The 19,694-nt window shown below is 62.1% G+C and carries 16 protein-coding genes and 1 riboswitch; of the genes, 3 read left to right on the plus strand and 13 right to left on the minus strand.

The features are described 5' to 3' along the window. Positions 1-146: 146 nt before the first annotated feature. The 9 genes from WCA85_RS23075 to WCA85_RS23115 all read right to left on the minus strand — a co-directional run bounded on the left by WCA85_RS23075 (position 147) and on the right by WCA85_RS23115 (position 10,228). On the minus strand, positions 147-1,166 hold the full coding sequence (locus WCA85_RS23075; protein ID WP_424067171.1) for a peptide ABC transporter ATP-binding protein: 1,020 nt from the start codon (positions 1,164-1,166) through the stop codon (positions 147-149). Beyond that, on the minus strand, positions 1,163-2,167 hold the full coding sequence (locus WCA85_RS23080) for an ABC transporter ATP-binding protein (RefSeq protein ID WP_424067172.1): 1,005 nt from the start codon (positions 2,165-2,167) through the stop codon (positions 1,163-1,165). Before WCA85_RS23080 ends, WCA85_RS23075 begins: the two co-directional genes overlap by 4 nt. A 1-nt stretch (position 2,168) precedes the next feature. Further along, positions 2,169-3,086: an ABC transporter permease subunit gene (locus tag WCA85_RS23085; protein ID WP_424067173.1), complete on the minus strand. Its 918-nt coding sequence runs from the start codon at positions 3,084-3,086 to the stop codon at positions 2,169-2,171. A gap of 5 nt (positions 3,087-3,091) precedes the next feature. Then, entirely contained in the window at positions 3,092-4,102 is a 1,011-nt protein-coding gene (locus WCA85_RS23090) for an ABC transporter permease subunit (protein ID WP_424067174.1), read from the minus strand. Between the two features lie 167 nt (positions 4,103-4,269). Continuing rightward, positions 4,270-5,898 (minus strand): ABC transporter substrate-binding protein, encoded by a 1,629-nt coding sequence (locus tag WCA85_RS23095; RefSeq protein WP_424067175.1) that lies wholly within the window; start codon positions 5,896-5,898, stop codon positions 4,270-4,272. A gap of 460 nt (positions 5,899-6,358) precedes the next feature. Beyond that, a complete protein-coding gene (gene metF, locus WCA85_RS23100) occupies positions 6,359-7,189 on the minus strand; it encodes a methylenetetrahydrofolate reductase [NAD(P)H] (RefSeq protein WP_424067176.1) in 831 nt (276 codons plus the stop codon). 33 nt (positions 7,190-7,222) lie between these two features. Beyond that, on the minus strand, positions 7,223-7,576 hold the full coding sequence (locus tag WCA85_RS23105; RefSeq protein ID WP_079498750.1) for a phage holin family protein: 354 nt from the start codon (positions 7,574-7,576) through the stop codon (positions 7,223-7,225). 199 nt (positions 7,577-7,775) lie between these two features. Further along, a complete protein-coding gene (gene ahcY / locus WCA85_RS23110; protein WP_424067177.1) occupies positions 7,776-9,197 on the minus strand; it encodes an adenosylhomocysteinase in 1,422 nt (473 codons plus the stop codon). Positions 9,198-9,228: 31 nt separating this feature from the next. Then, positions 9,229-9,364, minus strand: a riboswitch (S-adenosyl-L-homocysteine riboswitch). Positions 9,365-9,442: 78 nt separating this feature from the next. After that, positions 9,443-10,228, minus strand: coding sequence for a glycosyltransferase family 2 protein (locus tag WCA85_RS23115; RefSeq protein ID WP_424067178.1), 786 nt, complete (start codon positions 10,226-10,228; stop codon positions 9,443-9,445). A 248-nt stretch (positions 10,229-10,476) separates the two neighbouring features. Between WCA85_RS23115 and WCA85_RS23120 the strand changes: the two genes are divergently transcribed. Beyond that, a complete protein-coding gene (locus WCA85_RS23120) occupies positions 10,477-11,430 on the plus strand; it encodes a LysR substrate-binding domain-containing protein (RefSeq protein ID WP_424067179.1) in 954 nt (317 codons plus the stop codon). Between the two features lie 62 nt (positions 11,431-11,492). Here WCA85_RS23120 and WCA85_RS23125 read toward each other — a convergent pair whose 3' ends face one another. Together WCA85_RS23125 and WCA85_RS23130 are read right to left on the minus strand one after the other, a co-directional pair. Further along, the gene (locus WCA85_RS23125; RefSeq protein WP_424067180.1) at positions 11,493-13,283 is read right to left on the minus strand and encodes an OmpA family protein; all 1,791 of its coding nucleotides are present in this window, start codon (positions 13,281-13,283) and stop codon (positions 11,493-11,495) included. Positions 13,284-13,642: 359 nt separating this feature from the next. Then, positions 13,643-15,283 (minus strand): GMC family oxidoreductase, encoded by a 1,641-nt coding sequence (locus WCA85_RS23130; protein WP_424067181.1) that lies wholly within the window; start codon positions 15,281-15,283, stop codon positions 13,643-13,645. A gap of 393 nt (positions 15,284-15,676) precedes the next feature. Here WCA85_RS23130 and WCA85_RS23135 point away from each other — a divergent pair, with 393 nt between their 5' ends. Both WCA85_RS23135 and WCA85_RS23140 read left to right on the plus strand, forming a co-directional pair. After that, on the plus strand, positions 15,677-17,350 hold the full coding sequence (locus tag WCA85_RS23135; protein ID WP_424067182.1) for an isovaleryl-CoA dehydrogenase: 1,674 nt from the start codon (positions 15,677-15,679) through the stop codon (positions 17,348-17,350). 108 nt (positions 17,351-17,458) lie between these two features. Further along, positions 17,459-18,877, plus strand: a complete 1,419-nt coding sequence (locus tag WCA85_RS23140) for a coniferyl aldehyde dehydrogenase (RefSeq protein WP_424067183.1) — start codon at positions 17,459-17,461, stop codon at positions 18,875-18,877. Here the strand turns inward: WCA85_RS23140 and WCA85_RS23145 are convergent. Together WCA85_RS23145 and WCA85_RS23150 are read right to left on the minus strand one after the other, a co-directional pair. After that, positions 18,874-19,236, minus strand: coding sequence for an EscU/YscU/HrcU family type III secretion system export apparatus switch protein (locus tag WCA85_RS23145; RefSeq protein ID WP_424067184.1), 363 nt, complete (start codon positions 19,234-19,236; stop codon positions 18,874-18,876). The two genes, WCA85_RS23140 and WCA85_RS23145, sit on opposite strands and share 4 nt — an antisense overlap. Next, on the minus strand, positions 19,236-19,694 hold a 459-nt coding region (locus WCA85_RS23150), incomplete at its 5' end, for a flagellar hook-length control protein FliK (RefSeq protein WP_424067185.1). The genes WCA85_RS23150 and WCA85_RS23145, both read right to left, overlap by 1 nt.

Raw genomic sequence — 19,694 nt, forward strand, 5'->3', positions numbered from 1 at the left:
GCGCCGCAGCGATCGGCCAACTTGAACCATGAGTGACGCAAGCGAGCGCGGCACAACCCACCAGCCAGGCTCGCGAGCGTCGCGCGAAAGCGGCACACAAGCCGCCCCCACGCAGACGGCGCGCAACACGACGCGCCGCCAACGCTTCAGGCATCCACGTCCCCCACCTCCTCGGCGCGGTGGCACGACACCTGACGTCCGTCCACTTCGCGCAGCTTCGGTTCCTCGCTGCGGCAGCGCTCGATCACATACGGGCAACGTTGATGAAACGTACAGCCGGCCGGTGGATTGAGCGGCGACGGCATCTCGCCTTGCAGCTTGATCTTGATGCTGCGATCCGCCTCGAAGATCGATGGCGTCGCCGACATCAACGCCCGTGTGTACGGATGACGCGGCTTCGAGAAAATGCGCTCCTTGTCGCCCAGTTCGACCACGCCGCCGAAGTACATCACCATCACATCGTCGGCAATGTGCTCCACCACCGAGAGATTGTGCGAGATGAACACGTAGCTGGTTTTGAACTGCTCCTGCAGATCCATGAACAGATTGAGAATCTGCGCCTGGATCGACACATCGAGCGCGGACACCGGTTCATCAGCGACCACAATCTGCGGATCGAGAATCATCGCGCGCGCGATCGCCACGCGCTGACGCTGACCGCCCGAGAACATATGCGGGTAGCGTTTGGCATGCTCCGGCCGCAAGCCCACGGTGCGCATCATCTGAGCGATCCGCTCGGCGCGCTCGGCAGCACTCAATTGCGTATTGATAGCAAGCGGCTCGCCGAGCGTCTGCTCGACCGTCTTGCGCGGGTTCAACGACGCAAACGGATTCTGAAACACCATCTGCACGCGCCGGCGCAAAGCCGCAATCCGCGCGTGGTCCGCACCAGCGACATCTTCACCGTCGATCATCAGACGGCCGGCGGTCGGCGCTTCGATCATCGTCAATTGACGTGCGAGCGTGGACTTGCCGCAACCGGATTCGCCCACCACCGCCAGCGTCTTGCCGCGGTCCAGCGAGAACGACACGCCATTCAACGCCTTCACCGTGCCGTGGCCGAACATGCCGCGCCGCACCGAGTAGTGCCGCGCCAGCTGATCGGCGACCAGCACGTGGTCGCCCGCCTGGCTCGCGGGGCGCCGCGTTTCGGGTACTGCATTCATCGTGCGCCTCCTTGAGTATGGACGTTGGCATCGCCGGTCAGGTTCAGCGGCTTGATACAGCGTACCCTGGTTACCTCCGTATGACCCTGCAACGGCGCCAGTGCGGGCCGCGCCTTCATGCAGTCGTCCACCACGTACTTGCAGCGCGGGGCAAAAAGACACCCCTTCGGACGGTCGTCACGGCCCGGCACCATGCCCGGCAGCGCGGCCAGCCGCACCGCGCCGACATTGTGCTCAGGAATCGCCGCCAGCAGCGCTTCCGTATACGGATGATGCGGCGCGGCGAAGATATCCGGCACCTTGTTGGTCTCGATCACCTCGCCCGCATACATCACCGCCACGCGCTGCGCCACTTCGGACACCACGGCCAGATCGTGCGAGATCAGCACGAGCGCCATGCCCCGTTCCTTCTGCAGCTTCACCAGCAACTCCATGATCTGCGCCTGGATCGTCACATCGAGTGCGGTGGTCGGCTCGTCCGCAATCAGCAGCTTCGGATTGCAGGCAACCGCCATTGCGATCATCACGCGCTGATTCATTCCGCCCGACATCTGATGCGGGAACGATGCAATGCGGTTCTTTGCATCGGGAATGCCCACCTGGTCGAGCAGTTCGAGCGTGCGCTGATGCAACGCGGCCCCGCGCAGCCCTTCGTGCAGCTTGAGCACTTCCTTGATCTGATAGCCGACCGTGTAGCTCGGATTAAGACTCGTGAGCGCGTCCTGAAACACCATCGCGATGTCTTTGCCGATGATCTTGCGTCGCTCCTTGGGCGACGCCTTCAGCAGATCCTTGCCGTCGAAGCTGACCTCGTCGGCACTCACCTTGCCGGGTGCATCGATCAGGCCCATCAGCGCCATCATTGTCACGCTCTTGCCCGAACCGGACTCGCCCACGACACCCACTACTTCGCCCGGCGCCACGTCCAGGTTGATGCGGTCGACGGCGGGCAAGCCGTCGAAACTCACCGCCAGATTACGGATGGTTAGTAGATTACTCATTTCAGGCCATCCGTTTCAGTTTGGGGTCGAGCGCGTCACGCAGCCCGTCGCCGAGCAGGTTGATCGCCAGCACCGAGATCAGGATGGACAGGCCAGGCATGGTGACGATCCACCACGCACTGTCGATATAGTCGCGCGCCGAAGCCAGCATCGCGCCCCACTCCGCCGCCGGCGGTTGCACGCCGAGGCCGAGGAAGCCGAGTGCGGCGGCATCCAGAATTGCGGACGAAAAGCCCAGTGTGGCCTGCACGATCAGCGGTGCAGTGCAGTTCGGCAGCACTTGAGAGAACATCAGGCGCATCGTGCCCGCGCCCGCTACACGCGAGGCCGTCACGTATTCTTTCTGCAGTTCACCAAGCGCCGACGCACGAGTCAAACGCACATAGCCCGGTAACGCAACGATGGCGATCGCAAGCATCGTGTTGATCAGGCCCGGACCGATGATCGCGACCACTGCGACCGCGAGCAGTAGTGACGGCAACGCGAGCAGCACGTCCATGATGCGCATGATGGGCGTATCGGCCCACTTCTCGAAGAAGGCGGCGATAAGGCCAAGCACGACACCTGGAATCAGCGCCAGCACGACCGACACGAAGCCAATCCAGAACGAGAGACGCGCGCCATACATCAGACGCGAGAGAATATCGCGGCCCGCTTCGTCGGTGCCGAGGACGAACTTCCAGTTGCCGCCGTCAAGCCAGGCGGGTGGAATTTTCACGTTGTCGCGGTATTGCTCGATCGGGCTGTGCGGCGAGATCAACGGCGCAAAAATCGCGATGAAGACCAGCGCCAGCACGACGATACCGGCGACCACGGCACCACGGTTGCGCGAAAAGTTTGCCCAGAATTCACGGGCCGCGATCCCTCGGCCACTAGGGGGAGTGACCGCGCTGGGGACTGTGTTTTGTATGTCTGCCACGGTTTTTACCTCGTATGGCGAATGCGCGGATTCAACACGCCGTACAACAGATCGACGATCAGATTCACGACGATCACGAGTGTGGCAATCATCAGGATACCGCCCTGCACGACTGGATAGTCGCGGCGACTGATCGCATCGATCAGCCACTTGCCGACGCCGGGCCAGGAGAACAGCGTTTCCGTCAGCACCGCTCCGGCGAGCAACGTGCCCACCTGCAAACCAATCACCGTCACCACTGGAATCAGCGCGTTGCGCAGCGCGTGCACGACGATCACGCGACCCGGTGGCAAGCCCTTCGCGCGCGCCGTGCGAATGTAATCCTCGCGCAGCACTTCAAGCATCGATGAGCGCGTCATGCGCGCGATCACCGCCAGTGGGATTGTGCCAAGCACGATGGCGGGCAGAATCAGATGACTCACGGCAGACGTGAACGCACCTTGGTCCGTGGACATCAGCGAGTCGATCAGCATGAAACCGGTGACGTGCGGAATGTCATATTCGACCGCAATGCGGCCCGACACGGGCGTCCAGCCGAGCTTCACCGAGAACAGCATGATGAGGATCAAGCCCCACCAGAAGATCGGCATCGAATAGCCGGTCAGGGCCGTGCCCATCACGCCGTGATCGACCACCGTGCCGCGCCGCAGCGCGGCGAACACGCCAGCCGGCAGCCCGACAAGCAGTGCGAACAGCATCGCGCAAATCGACAGTTCAACAGTGGCAGGAAAACGCGCGAGGAATTCATCCATCACGCTGGTATTGGTGATGATCGACATCCCGAGGTCGCCATGTACCGCGCGCCCGACATAGTGGATGTATTGCATCGGTAACGGCTCATCGAGCCCAAGCCGGTGCATGGCGGCGGCGTGCATCGCCGGATCGACACCGCGTTCGCCCATCATCACTTCGATGGGGTCGCCGGGTATCAGGTGAATGAGCGCAAACGCAAGGATCGTGATGCCGATGAAAGTCGGTATCACCATGCCAATGCGGCGCAAAACGAAGCGGAACATGGTTCGTCCTATGGTCTTGATGAACGGAAAACACAACCGGCGACGAGGGCTTGTGACCCCGGTCGCCGGACCATTTCGACCAGTTTTCTAACCGTGCGAAAAACGGACTGCGTCAGTTTTACGGCAAGCCGCGATGACAGGCGCGCGGCGAGCCCTATAGCGAGCTTTTATTGCACGCCCACACCATCGAAGCGCGCATAGCCCAGCGGTTCGATACGCATATCAATCACCTTCTTGCTGACCGGCTGATACACCGTCGAGTGCGCGATCGGCGAGAACGGCAGCTGTTGCGCGAAGATCTGCTGTGCCTGCGTGTAGATCTGCGTGCGCTGAGCCTGATCGATCGTCGTGCGGCCCTTCTGGATCAGGTCGTCAAACGGCTTGTAGCACCACTTGCCAAAGTTGTTGCCGTTGACCGCCTCACAGCCGAGCAGCGTGCCAAGCCAGTTGTCCGGATCGCCGTTGTCGCCGGTCCAGCCAATCAGCATCGTATCGTCTTCACCGGCGTGAGCGCGCTTGATGTACTCGCCCCATTCGTACGTGACGATCTTCGCGCGCACGCCGATCTTCGCCCAGTCGGCCTGGATCATCTCCGACATCAAACGCGCGTTCGGGTTATACGGGCGCTGCACCGGCATTGCCCACAGCGTAATGTCGAAGCCGTTGGACAGACCCGCCTTCGCAAGCATTTCCTTCGCCTTGGCCGGATCATAAGCCTGCGTCGGCAGACTCTTGTCATACGACCACTGCGTCGGCGGCATCGGATTCGTCGCGGCCTGACCTGCGCCCTGGTAGACCGAATCGATGATCGCCTTCTTGTTGATCGCCATGTCGAGCGCCTTGCGCACATCGACATTATCGAGCGGTTTGTGCTGCACGTTATACGACAGGTAGCCCAGGTTGAAGCCCGGCTGCGACGGCATCGCAATGCTGCTTTCCGCCTTCAGCGGCGCGATGTCGGCAGGACGCGGATAGCTCATCACCTGGCATTCGTCACGCTTGAGTTTCTGCACCCGCACGCCTGCATCCGGGGTGATCGCGAAGATCAGCTTGGAGATCTTCACATCGTTCGGCTTCCAGTAATCCGGATTGCCGTCGAAGCGGATCGTTGCGTCCTTCGTATAGCTACGGAAGATGAACGGGCCGGTGCCGACTGGCTTCTGGTTGAGGTCGGCAGCCTTGCCCGCCTTCATCAGGGAATCCGCGTACTCAGCCGACTGGATGGACGCGAACTCCATTGCCATGTTCTGGATGAACGGGGCGTTCACTTCCTTCAACGTAAAGCGCACGGTGTACGGATCGACCTTTTCAACCTTGTCGATCAGCTTGTCGAGGCCCATGTCCGTGAAGTACGGGAACTGCGCCGGGTACGCCTTGTTGAACGGCATGCTCGGGTCGAGCATGCGCTGGAACGTGAACACGACGTCGTCCGCGTTGAATTCGCGGGTCGGCTTGAAGTAAGCCGTAGTCTGGAATTTAACGCCATGACGCAGATGGAACGTGTAGGTCTTGCCGTCCGCCGAGACATCCCACTTCTCCGCGAGGCCCGGTTCGACCTTGGTGCCGCCGCGTTCGAACTCGACAAGGCGGTTAAAAACGGTGAACGTGTTAGCCGTGAAATCAGTGCCCGTGGTGTATTGGGCAGGATCGAAACCCGCAGGGCTGCCTTCTGAGCAGTAGACCAGGGTCTTGTTCGGAATCGCGGCATGCGCCACACCCGCGCCCACCATCGAGACCGCTGCGGCTGCGACGAGCGTCGTGATCCGCACGGCGCGCAACAGATTGTTTTGCTTCATGTTTCCTCCAGGTTCGTGGCCGGCTTTCACCAGCGTAGCGGGATATTACTAAGCATGGCTCGCTGCAACAAGCGGAGGAAAATCCCTCTGTTCACGATCGGAAACACTTCTTGACCTTTCATTGCGATGCGTCAATGCCCGCCTGGCGGTTCATCCACCGACAAGCGAGCGCAAAAGCGATGATATTCCTCTATTTCACTTCGACGCCGACGAATTGTATGAGGCCAAACGGGTCGATACCGAAGCTGGTAACGACCTTGAGTGACGGGTTGATGGGCGGCACGCGTGAGACGGGGGCATGTCCGCTGCCTTTGTTTGCTGCGCCGCACCAATCGGCGTGAAGAATGAAGCGATCAGATTGGAACGCGGCTTCAGGCGAGCACGTGGGGCGGGAAGGCGAAGCGGAAGAGGCAGGAGAGCACCGTGCGGCCGATCGACCGCACGGTGTGAAGCAAAAAGCTTATGCGCCCAGCCGTTCGCAGATGGCCTTGGTGGCGGCTGCGTTATTGAGCGTGTAGAAATGTATTCCCGGCACGCGGGCGTCGATGAGACGCTGGCACAGGTCCGTGACCACATCCAGTCCGAACGCGCGAATCGACTCGCGGTCGTCACCGAAGCTCTCGAGCTGGCGCGCCACCCAGCGCGGCACTTCTGCACCGCACATCTCGGAGAAACGCATCAACTGCGAGAAGTTCGTGATCGGCATGATGCCGGGCACGATCGGCACGTCGACACCCAGCTTGCGGGCGTCGTCGACAAAGCGGAAATACGCATCCGCGTTGAAAAAGTACTGCGTGATCGCCGAATTGGCCCCTGCCTTCACCTTTCGGGCAAAGTTCTCGAGGTCATGACGCGGCGAGCGCGCCTGCGGGTGATACTCGGGATAGCCCGCCACCTCGATCCAGAACCAGTCGCCAAACTCGGCGCGGATAAAGCTCACCAGTTCCGACGCGTAGCGCAGTTCGCCGACCTCACCCATGCCGGACGGCAGGTCACCGCGCAGCGCGACGATATGGCGGATGCCGTGATCCCGATACTCGTTGAGGATCGCCCGCAGGCTCTCTTTTGACGAGCCGATGCACGACAGATGCGGCGCCGCCTGAAGCCCATCCTTCGCCATATCGATGACGGTATCGAGCGTGCCCCGCTGCGTCGAGCCGCCAGCGCCGAAGGTAACGGAGACGAACTTCGGCTTGAGCGTCGCGAGTTGCGCGCGCGTGGCACGCAGCTTCTCGACGCCATCGGGCGTCTTCGGTGGGAAAAATTCGAATGAAAGTTCGAGCGGAATCATGACTCAATCGCCCAGGTAAAAGTACAGCCCACTTCAGCCGATACTACGATTGCCGAAGATGAGCGCGGACAGCAGCCACGAAACAATGCTGTACAGGATCGAGCCAAAAAACGCGGACCAGAACCCCGACACTTCGAACCCCTTCAGCAGCGACGCGCACAGCCAGAAGCACAGCGCATTGACCACCAGAATGAAGAGGCCCAGCGTGAGAATCGTCACGGGCAGCGTGAGCAGGATCAGCACCGGGCGCAGCACGGCGTTAATCAGGCCGAGCACCACCGCGACGATCAGCGCGGTGCCAAAGCTGCGGATGTGAATCGAAGGCACGAGGTACGTGATGATCAGAAGCGCGAGCGCATTGATCACCCAGGTCAGCAGCACGGTCATGTAAAGCTCCTCTTAGGCTGGAAGTCCATGATTGAGCGGAGCAGGCAGACGTTGCGGTCACCACCGCGCGTCACGACGGGCCGGCCATTACTGCATGCCGGTCGCCGCTGCCGTGATGGCAAACGGCAGCGGGAGCCGATGGCAACGTGTATCACGTCGCCACCGCCGATGCCCGCTTTTCTGCCTGCTGCGAACCTGCTTAGTAACGGTAGTGGTTCGGCTTGAACGGACCGTTCTTGTCGACGCCGATGTAGCCCGCCTGCTCATCCGACAGCACGGTCAGGTTCACACCGATGCGCGCCAGATGCAGGCGTGCGACTTTCTCGTCGAGATGCTTCGGCAGCACGTACACCTTGTTCTCGTATTTCGAGCCTTCGGTGAACAGTTCGATCTGCGCGAGCGTCTGGTTGGTGAACGAGTTCGACATCACGAACGACGGGTGGCCGGTTGCGCAACCCAGGTTCACGAGGCGGCCTTCAGCCAGCAGGATGACGCGCTTGCCGTCCGGGAAAATGATGTGGTCGACTTGCGGCTTGATGTTGTCCCACTCGTACTGACGGGTCGACGCGATGTCGATTTCCGAATCGAAGTGACCGATATTGCAGACGATCGCGTTGTTGCGCATCGCCTTCATGTGATCGTGGCCGATCACGTGGAAGTTGCCGGTCGCGGTCACGAAGATGTCGGCCTTGTCAGCAGCGTATTCCATCGTCACGACGCGGTAGCCTTCCATCGCGGCTTGCAGTGCGCAGATCGGATCGATTTCCGTCACCCACACGGTCGCGCCCAGGCCACGCAGCGATTGCGCGCAGCCCTTGCCCACGTCGCCGTAACCTGCGACCACGGCGATCTTGCCGGCGATCATCACGTCAGTCGCGCGCTTGATGCCGTCCACCAGCGACTCACGGCAGCCATACAGATTGTCGAACTTCGACTTCGTGACCGAATCGTTCACGTTGATGGCAGGGAACGGCAGACGGCCTTCCTTCTCCATCTGATACAGACGATGCACGCCCGTGGTCGTTTCTTCGGTCACGCCCTTGATATGCGCGAGACGCGTCGAGTACCACGTCGGATCTGCGTCGAGGTGGGCAGCAATCGACTTGTACAGGGCGACTTCTTCTTCGTTGGTCGGCTTGGCGATGACCGAGCGGTCCTTTTCAGCCTTCGAGCCGAGGATCAGCAGCAACGTGGCGTCGCCGCCATCGTCGAGGATCATGTTGGCGAATTCGCCATTCGGCCATTCGAAAATGCGGTGCGAGAATTCCCAGTATTCGTCGAGCGACTCGCCCTTGAATGCGAACACCGGCGTGCCGGCCTTGGCGATGGCCGCAGCAGCATGGTCCTGGGTCGAGAAGATGTTGCACGATGCCCAACGCACGTCAGCGCCAAGCGCCGTCAGCGTTTCGATCAGCACACCCGTCTGGATCGTCATGTGCAGCGAACCGGCAATGCGCGCGCCCTTCAACGGCTGCTGCGCCTTGTACTCTTCGCGCGTCTGCATGAGACCGGGCATTTCGGTCTCGGCGATGTTCAGTTCCTTGCGACCCCAGTCGGCAAGCGACAGGTCCGCAACGAGGTAATCCTTGGAATCTTTGGAATCGTAGACTGCGGCGTTCATCACGCCCTCCTTTCTAAAAATGACTAGAAATTTGACGTGAGCGCCGTTCGATGCGGTGGTTGAAGAAAGCGCATGGCGCGATCAGGCCGTCCGATTGAAAGCCTCCGAGCCTGGCGGGCTGCCTGCGAATGCAGATTCGCGGGCCCGTCGCAACGCTCCTCGGAGACGAAGCGCGATTGTAGCAAATCAAGATGAATTCGGGTGACGGCTGGGGCCGCCGCACTCCGCGGCCGCCGTGCGACGCCCTAGCGACCCGACGTGGGCGGCGTGTGGTTTGGCACGCTGAACCCGCGCAGTTGGACCACATTGGCCGTGGCGGCTTTAACGAACGCCTCAGAAAGGCGAAACGCCTCGTCAACGTCCTCGGGACGCGGCTGCTGCTCACCCATGAAAATCCGGAAGTAGCGTTCAGCGTGGATGCCCGGGTGGTAGTGCATTCGCACACGCCGGGCATCGATCAAACGGGCGTTACCGAACAATTCGCGCAGGGCCCACGAAAACGCGCCATCTTCGCCACCGTTGCGGCGAAAGAAGGCGTCCATCGGAAAGCCACCTAGGGCCATGAAAGCAGGCCGCCGAATGATCAGGCTGCTCGGCACCGTGTTGCTGAGCGTTGAACTGAGCGAATCGAACTCGGCATGGCCGGTGATGTCGGCCGGGAAGTTGGTGAACTCCACATCGAGCCGGACCGCGGCCTCCGTGGGGTGGCATTCCAGATAACCGCTCGCCGCAGCCAGCGCGCCAGGCAGGTACTCGTCATCCGCGTCGATAAAGGCTAGCACCGATTCACTGGCATGCATCGCCCCCCAGTTGCGCGCCCGCGCCGCGCCGCCGTTCACAGGCATCTGCAGCAGACCGACGCGTGCATCGCGCTCGCCATACTGACGGACAACGTCCATCGAATCATCACCGGAGCCGTCGTCCACGACGATGATCTGCGCGGCTTCGGGCTGAATCAGGCAACTTTCGAGCGTGCGAGCCAGCGTCGCGGCGGCGTTATAGCAGGGGATGACGATCGACACAGGCAGCATGAAATTCGGCGCGGCAGCGAAAAAAAAGCAAGTAGATTCGAGAATCAGGAGCGCCATTGCGAACGGAAGGCAAAGACGGAAGCGATCTCAACGGGGTGTCAATCATAGTTGGCTTGCGCCGGCGCCCATCCTGAAAACGGTTGCCTCGCGCGTCGCCGCACGCATTGCTTTTCCCTGCGTCGCAACATAAATATAATGACTGACCGTCCCCAAACCCATTCCATATTGGAATTCTGGAGCCTGAAATCGTGGAACTCCGTGCTCTCCGCTATTTCGTCGAAGTCGTGCGCCAGCAAAGCTTCACTGCGGCCGCGGAACATATGTTCGTGACGCAGCCGACCATCAGCAAGATGGTGAAATCGCTCGAGGACGAGATCGGTTCGCCGCTATTGCTGCGCGACGGCCGCCAGATGGTGCTCACCGACGCGGGGCGCATCGTCTATCAGCGCGGCCTGGACGTGCTTGCCGCGCACGCGCAACTGCAAGCGGAATTGAACGATCTGGGCACCCTGGGACGCGGCGAGCTCACCATTGGCATCCCGCCGATGGGCGGCTCACTGTTCACACCCGCCATCGCCGCTTTCAGGCAACGCTATCCGAAGATCGAGCTCAAGCTGTTCGAGCAGGGTTCACGTGCGATCGAAACCGCGCTCATCAACGGTGAACTGGAACTGGGCGGTGTGTTGCAACCGGTGGATCCCGAGAACATCGAGGTGTTACCAATCACCCACCAGTTGCTCTGGCTGGTGGCCTGCCGTGGCTCGCGTTGGGACGCTTTACAGCAGGTGCCGCTGCTGGATCTGTCCGGCGAACCATTCGTGTTCTACGGCGAAAGCCTCGCGCTCAATGATGTGGTGCTGAACGCATGCCGTGCCGCAGGTTTTGCGCCGACCATCGTAGGACGCAGCGGACACTGGGATTTCATGGCAGCGCTGGTACTGGCGGGCGTGGGCGTTGCGCTGCTGCCCGCGCCGTACTGCCGGCGGCTGGATGTCACGCGTTTCACCTGCCGGCCGGTGGTCAAACCTGAGATTCCATGGGAGATGGCGATTGGCTGGCGGCGTAACGGCTATCTCTCGCATGCGGCCCGCGCCTGGCTCGACGTGGCGCGCGAAACGCTGCACGCGCAGGCGGGAGACGATCTGATGCATTGGCCCGATATCGGCATTAGCGGCATGGCACCGGAAACGCCGCATCAATAAATGATGCCGCCCGGCTCACGCCGGACGGCATCTCAAGCGCTGCGGTTTAACTTGCGCGCCACTTACTGTTGCTGAAGTTCGACGAACTCAATGCGACGGTTCGCGAAGCGGCCGCTAGCGGTTTCGTTGCTCGCCACCGGACGTACAGCGCCGTAGCCTCGCGCCGTCAGCGAGTCACCCGGCACACCCGTTTTCACGAGAAATGCGCGAACCGATTCAGCACGCTGCTTCGAGAGTTGAAGATTAGCCTGTGCGCCGCCGACATTGTCCGAATAACCCGCGACTTCGAGCTTCGCTGCCTTGCCATTGTGGGCGCAAGCCATCAGCCCTTGCGCCGACTGGCGCAGGTCGTCAACCGCCGATGCCGGCACGTGGGCGCTGGCGCTCGTAAAGTTGATGACTTGCAGGTTCAGCACCTTGACGACGTCGGCCGTCGTACACGAGCTGTCCGGTGCGAGCAGGCCCTTGATGGCGCTGCGAAACGACTGCGTCGCGTCGGCCACGGCTTGATCGACATTGAACGAACCAATTTCATACGACGCGCCGAACAGTGACTTCAAGCGGTCTAACCAGCCAAGCTTGACGTTCGCTGCGGCGCCGCTCAGTTCGATGTGCGCCCCGTTCACCTTCACTTCGGCGCCCGGCAATGCCATGAGCGGCAGCAAGGTGGCGACATGCGCGAGCCAGTCGGCAGGCTTGGTGTCGGCGTCGACATTGATATTCGCGGTGAAGTGGTCAGCGCCGAACTTCTTCGTCAGCGCGTCGAGCAATGCCGCCTTCTCGGCTTCGCTGCCGAGCGTCGCATTCAGCGTGGGCTTGCCGGCCGAATCCACCGCAAACGTCAGTTGGCTGTCCTTGGTTGGCGCCGGAGCGGCGGCCGGTTGTTGCGCTTCGGTCGCGCTTGCGAAGGTAGCCGAGGCTGCGCTCGCTGAGGCAACAACGTCAGGCGCGGAAGCCGCAGCGGCCGCCTCAGGTGCAGAAACCCCAACAGACCCCGACGCCACCGCGGCTGCAGAAGCCACAACTGGCGCGGAAGCGGCCTGCTGGGCCGGTTCGGCAACCAGGGCGCCTTGATCGTTATGGCAACCTCGCAGGAACAGGAACGCAAGCACGGCGGCAATCGCGGCCAGCAGCCACCACAACCACGTATGCGAGCGGCGCTCTTCGCGCAACACGGCGTCGACCGGAACACGCGGGGCGGCCTGCGGGGTTTGCGACGCGTGCGTCACCGGCGTGGCCGGCGCGACCGGATGGTCGATATGAGCGGATACCGCCTTCAGTTGCGTGAGAATGGTACCCATGAACGCGGCAACACCACCCAGACCAAGCGCCGACAGCAGGCCGTCGTTCAGGTGCGCCGTGATAGTCGGCAATTGATGTCCCAGCAGCGTCGGCAGTTGGCCGACGTTGCCCTGACCTTCGAGGAAATGGCGCTTCAGGACACCCAGCAGCGTGGCGCCAATGATGCCGGTCAGCGCGTGCGTGGTTTGGACGGGAACATAGGTCTGGGCAGAGACGGCGTCACTCAAACCTTCGACCCGCCGATCGATCACGCGCTCCAGCAACTGACGACCTGCCCCTTCGAGCTGGCTCATGCCGGCGGTGCTAGAGAGCAATTGCGGCAGCTGTTCGCCGATGTGTGCGTTGACGTCCGGCGACATGATCGTCGTGAACAACGAGCGCGCGCCTTCCAGCGTCGAGCCCTTTTGCATCAGCGCTGCGACCAGCGCTGGCGCAGCCGCGCCAATCACCTTCACGGTTGCGTCAGTCGGCAGTCCGATGCGTCCGGACAGTTGCCGCACGACTGCGTCTGACAGCGCGGACTGAATCAGTTGAACGACATTAATACTCATCGACTCATTTCCTTGAATTTCTGAACGCGCCACATGACACGCTCTTTTCGCCGCAAAATTATAGGGGCGTGAAAATCTCAAAAATTAGTCAGTACGATTAATGACATAAAACCCGATCAAATCGGAGACTTTCGTGATTTCCAGTCTTTCTCTTGAAAATTCGTAGATCTCCGAGCCAGGTCCTACAGGGACCAGAGAGCAATTTTGGCTCGGCCGTGGGATTAATCTGTCAAACGATGTCGAGATAATCTGATTTAAAACTGCGTAATTAAGCTAGAAACGCAGCCCGCCATTCGCGAGGCACGCCGCGCGTAATTTCGCCGCTTTGGAAAATATCTAAACAACCAGAAAACGTCCGCTCAAACCACGGCGCCCGCCGTCATGCCAAGCGACGCGGACAAGCCACCGCTGCGCGCCGCCGCAATGAATTCTGCGGCCCGCTCACCGATCATCACCGTTGGTGCGTTCGTATTGCCGCCAATCAGCGTAGGCATCACTGATGCATCGACGATCCGCAGGCGCGACACCCCACGTACTCGCAGTTGCGGATCGACCACGGACGCCGCATCGCTGCCCATCCGGCAGGTGCCCACCGGGTGGTAGATCGTATCCGCATGCGCGGCAATCGTGGCGCGCAACTCCGCTTCACTTTGCCCCGCACGGGTGTACAACTCCTTGCCACCGTGCATCGAAAGCGACGGCGCATCGAGAATGCCCTGCGCGATATGCGCGCCTTCCACCAGCAGATCCAGGTCGCGCGCATCGCTCAGGAAGCGCGGATCGATCAGCGGCGCCGCGCGTGCATCGGCGCTCGCGAGCGTGACCGTCCCCCGGCTATGCGGACGCAGCACGCACACGTGCAGAGAATAGCCGTGGCCCCAGTGCAGATGACGGTTGTGGTCATCGACGAGAGCGGCGCAAAAATGCAATTGCAGATCCGGCCGATCCAGCGTGGGCCGACTCTTCAGAAAGCCGCCTGCCTCCGCGACGTTGCTCGACAGCATGCCTTTGCCGTGCCGCGTGAAGGTCAGAAACTGCGGAAGCATGCGAGCGATGCCGCGCACAGAAAAGCCGGTCGGTTCGATCGACGCCACCCGCTTGTTGATCGTAAAGTCGATGTGATCGGTCAGGTTCTGACCCACCTGCGGTGCATCGTGGATCACCGGCACACCGAGCGACTGCAGATGCGCCGCTGGTCCGATGCCCGAGCACATCAGCAGTTGCGGTGAATTGAACGCGCCCGCCGCGAGAATCACCTCAGCGCGCGCCGCGAGCGTTTCGACGCGTCCACCGCGCACGATTTCGACGTCGTTCGCCGCTTTGCCGTCAAACGTCACGCGCAACACGGTCGCATCAGTCAGCGTGTGCAGATTCGGCCGCGCGCGATCATAGACATAGGCACGCGCCACGCTGCAACGGCGTCCGTCGCGCTGCGTGACCTGATAGAAGCCAATCCCTTCCTGATCCGGCCCGTTGAAATCGGTGTTCAGCCGATGGCCCGCTTCCTGCGCTGCCTGCACGAAACGCTCCGAGAACGGATTACGAAAGCGCAGATCGCTGACCGTCAGCGGCCCATCGGCCCCGTGCCACGCATCGGCACCGCGCTCGTTGCCTTCCGAGCGGCGAAAGTACTGCAACACGTCGGTCCACGACCAGCCGTGACAGCCTAACTGCGCCCATTCGTCGTAATCGAGCGGATGACCGCGCGTGTAAACCATCGCATTGATCGCGCTCGAACCGCCCAGGCCGCGGCCTCGTGGCTGGTAGCCGCGCCGGCCAGCGAGCCCCGGTTGCGGCTCGGTCTCGTAGCCGTAATTGGTCTTGAGCTTGGTGGGGACTACCACCGCCACGCCGACCGGCATGTTGACGAAGAGATTGCGGTCCGTATGCGGGCCGGCTTCGATCAGCGCGATCGTTGCATCGGGGCATTTGTCCGCGAGACGGCTCGCCAGTGAACAGCCGCCCGACCCCGCCCCTACGATGATGTAGTCGTATTGCATGCGTTCCTCCTGATTCCAGGCCCGTTGCTGGCGCCTGCTGTCTCGCGCACACTTGTCTACGTGTGTTTTCTGCGCATTGTAGGGAGCGTTGCGCCGAAGCGGCCGCTTCTCGGCAGAGCGTTCCCTCTAAACTGGACCGGCGCCGCACCCCTATTATGAAAGGTGGTGGATGCCCAGATAAGACCGTCGGGGCCGCTCGCCCGGCGAACCAGATTAGGGGCGATTGGCTACAGCGCACGCAACTCGCTCCCAGCAGACGCCCCAAATTCAAACGCAGTTCAAAGCATTCGTTTCGTGCCAGCGCGCAATGCAGCAGACAATCAAACAGTGCACACGATCAATGCACTGCAAGCATCCGGTAGACAAAGCAATCGGAGCAAACGGAGACAGCAGATGGAACGGCACCACCCCGGAAAGACGCACGACGTCACCAATCAGGTTCCGCCGCTTGCGGACTACAACCTCTTTGCCAGTGATACCACCCTCGTTGCCGCGCTCGATCGCGAAGGCGCGCCCTGGCATCGCGACGCCTTGTTGCGCGATGGCGCGGCGCTCACCACGCCCGACATCCTCGCGGCGGCGGAGCTGGCGAATCGCCATAAACCGGAACTGTTCACCTTTAGTCCGCGCGGCGAGCGCATCGACGCACTCGAATTTCATCCGGCATGGCACACGCTGCTGTCCTCACTGCGGCGTGAGGGATTGCATGCGCTACCGTTTTCCGATCCGCAACGCGGCGCAATGGTCGCACGCTGCGCCGGATATTTCCTGCATGCGCAAATCGAATCGGGCTCGCTGTGTCCGCTCACCATGACCTTCGCCAGCATTTCGGTGCTGCAACGCGAGCCTGCCCTGTTCGAGACATTGCGCGAAAAACTCTACGCGCGTGAACACGATCCACGCGACCTTCCGCTTACGCAAAAGCGTTCGGCGATGATCGGCATGGGCATGACCGAAAAACAGGGCGGCTCGGACGTGCGCAGCAACCAGACCCGCGCGTTCGCCACACGCGGCAGCGGTCGCGGTGCCGAATACCGGCTACTCGGCCACAAGTGGTTCTTCTCCGCGCCGCAGTGCGATGCCCACCTGGTGCTCGCGCGCACCGAGGATCACGAAGGCCTGTCGTGCTTCTACGTACCGCGCTTCGCACCGGACGGCAGCAAAAACGCCGTGCAGATCCAGCGTCTGAAGGACAAGCTCGGCAACCGTTCGAACGCAAGTAGCGAAGTCGAATTCCTCGACGCCTTCGGCATCCTGATTGGCGAAGAAGGGCGCGGTGTGCCGACCATCATCGAAATGGCCAACTACACGCGACTCGATTGCGTGATTGGCAGCGCCGCGCTGATGCGTGCGGCACTGGTTCAGGCGATTCACCACGCGCGGCATCGCAGTGCCTTCGGCCGACACCTTGCCGACCAACCGCTGATGCGCAACGTGCTCGCCGATCTCGCGCTGGAGTCCGAAGCCGCGACGGTGCTGTTCATGCGCCTCGCCCACGCCTTTGAAGACGCCGCGAGCGTCCCTGAAGAACGCGCGTGGCGTCGCATCGTCACGCCAGCCGCGAAATACTGGGTCTGCAAGCGCACACTCGAATTCACCGGTGAGGCCATGGAAGTCTGGGGCGGCAACGGCTACGTCGAAGAAGGCCCGATGGCGCGCTTCTATCGCGAAGCACCGGTCAATTCAATCTGGGAAGGTTCGGGCAACGTCATGTGCCTCGACGTGCTGCGGGCCATCGAGCGCGAGGCGGATGCCGCGCAAGCGCTGTTCGCAACATGGCGGGCAGATGCGCAAGGGCACCCCGCGCTAGCTGCGGCGCTCGAAAGGCTGGCGGCCACGCTCAACGGGCCGCCTGAAACACGCGAGGCCTCCGCACGCCGCATCGCGCAGCAGATCGTGCTGATCGCTCAGGCTACCTTGCTGGTGCAGCACGCGCCCGCACAGGTGGCCGATGCGTTCATTGCGACAAGGCTTGCCGACGGCTGCGGTGAAAGCGGTCGCGTGTACGGCACGTTGCCCGCCGCGTTCGATCACGGAGCAATCGTCGAGCGCGCCTTCATGGCTTGATGTGTGGCATGCGGCCGTTTCACCCGCTCGCCGCATCGACCAGACAAGTCACACAACCATACGATAAGCGCGGCCAACCGCGCACCGACATCCATCAAGGGAGAGAGCATGAAGAACGATTTGCCGGAGATTGCCGCGCTCGAAGGCCTGCTGCGTGAGCAGCGTCAGGCTTATCTGCGCGCACCGTATCCGTCATGGGAGACGCGGGCGACGCATTTGAAAGCACTGCGTGCGTTGCTCCTTGATCATCGCGACGCGCTCGCCGACGCGATGAACGCCGACTTCGGCAATCGCGCCAAGGAAGAGATCCTGCTCGCGGAATTTCTGGTGCTGAAAGGCGAAATCGACGGGGCGCTCAAGCACGGCAAGCGCTGGATGAAGACGCAGCGGCGCAGCACCAACAAGTGGCTGCGACCCGCACGCTCTAAAGTGATTCCGCAGCCGCTTGGCGTCGTCGGCATCATCGTGCCGTGGAATTATCCGATGCTGCTCGCTGCCGGCCCATTGGTGAGTGCGCTCACCGCAGGCAACCGCGCCATCATCAAGATGTCGGAACTGACGCCGCGCACCTCGGCATTGTTCGAACAACTGATCGCTCAAACTTTCGCGCGCGATCACGTCGCGGTCGTCAACGGCGATGCCGCGCTCGCCGCCGCATTCAGCGCGCAACCCTTCGATCACCTGCTGTTTACCGGCTCGACAAAGGTGGGCCACGAGGTGATGCGCGCCGCCGCCGACAATCTGACGCCCGTGACGCTCGAACTCGGCGGGAAGTCTCCGGCTATCGTCGGGCCGCATGCACGCTTCGATAACGCGGTGGACAACCTCGTCGCCGGCAAGACATTGAATGCGGGGCAGACCTGTGTCGCGCCGGACTACGTGCTGGTGCCGCGCGGACGCGAGCAGGCGTTCATCGAACGCGCCCGGGCGCGGATGACGGCGATGTACCCAGATTTCGCGCACAACCGGGACTACACGTCGATCATTTCCGAGCGCCACTTCGCGCGCCTGCAGCGCCTCGCTGACGAAGCCGAAGCGGCCGGCGCACAACTCCATCTGCTCTCGGACGGCGCGGCTGACCCCGCTGCACGGCGCTTCCCGCTGATCGCGGTGACGGGCGCGCCTGACGAATCGGCGCTGATGCAGGAGGAGATTTTTGGACCGCTACTGCCAATCGTTCCCTACGACACGCTTGACGACGCGATCACCTGGATCAACGCCCGCCCGCGCCCGCTCGCGCTCTATCTGTACGACGACGACGCGGCGACCATCCGCCGCGTCGAGCAGGAAACCATCGCGGGCGGCATGGCGGTCAATGAAACGCTGATGCACCTGGCCTGCGAGAGTCTGCCGTTCGGCGGTGTCGGTGCAAGCGGAATGGGCGCGTATCACGGCTACGAAGGCTTCGTGACCTTCTCGAAGATGAAGCCGGTGCTGACGCAGGCGCGCTGGAACACGCGCGGACTGATCGCCCCGCCGTACGGCAAGCGCGTCAGAGCATTGCTGAAATTGATGCTGCGGTTTTAGAGACCGTCTGGCTCATCCACTGATTCGACGGGTGCAGCGGAGACCGTAGCCTCGCTTACCACCTCGACCGCGGTCGACGGCGTCTCGTCGGCCGCGCCGCTTTCCAGCCGATGCAACCACGCAAGCAATTCGGCCACCGCCTGATAAAGCTGCGGCGGAATACGCGCGTCAAGATCCACCTGCATCAGCAGCGACACCATTTCGGGCGCCTCGTGGACGTAGAGGCCCGCTTCCTTCGCCCGCTGCACGATCATCTCGGCGACAAGCCCATAACCTTTGGCGACCACGCGGGGCGCGCGGTCGTTGCCCTTCGCGTCATAAACGAGCGCGGCTGCGCTGCGGCGTGCGGTGCGACTCATCACATGTCCCAATCGAAATCGTTGTCCGACTTATGGACGGGATGCTGCGCACGCGCTACGCGCTCGGGCCGGCTGCCTCGCGGGGCCGCGACCGAAGTTTCGGCCGACGGTACCGAGCGCGCATAAGCCGAGGCTGCGGCCTGCGCAGCGGCGGCCGCGGCCGGATTAAACACGCTTCCCGGCACGCCACCGCCCACCTCACGGATCGACAAGCCGCTCAACTGGATGCCTGCCGCAGCAAGCCGCTGACGAAACCCCTCGCTTTGCTCCGTGAGCCGCGCCGCACCGAGCGGACTCGCCAGCACACGCGCTGCGAGCCGCGTGCCGGTGAGCGTCAGTTCTGCGTCTACCGTGCCAAGCAGCGGCAACGACAGGGTGAGCCGGGTCCGCCACGGGTAATCCTCTTCGGTACCGGAGCCGCCGCCGCTGCGCTGCCACTCGTCGCCGTCCTGCTGGAT

Source organism: Paraburkholderia sp., from assembly GCF_049581445.1.
Classification (GTDB): Bacteria; Pseudomonadota; Gammaproteobacteria; order Burkholderiales; family Burkholderiaceae; genus Paraburkholderia.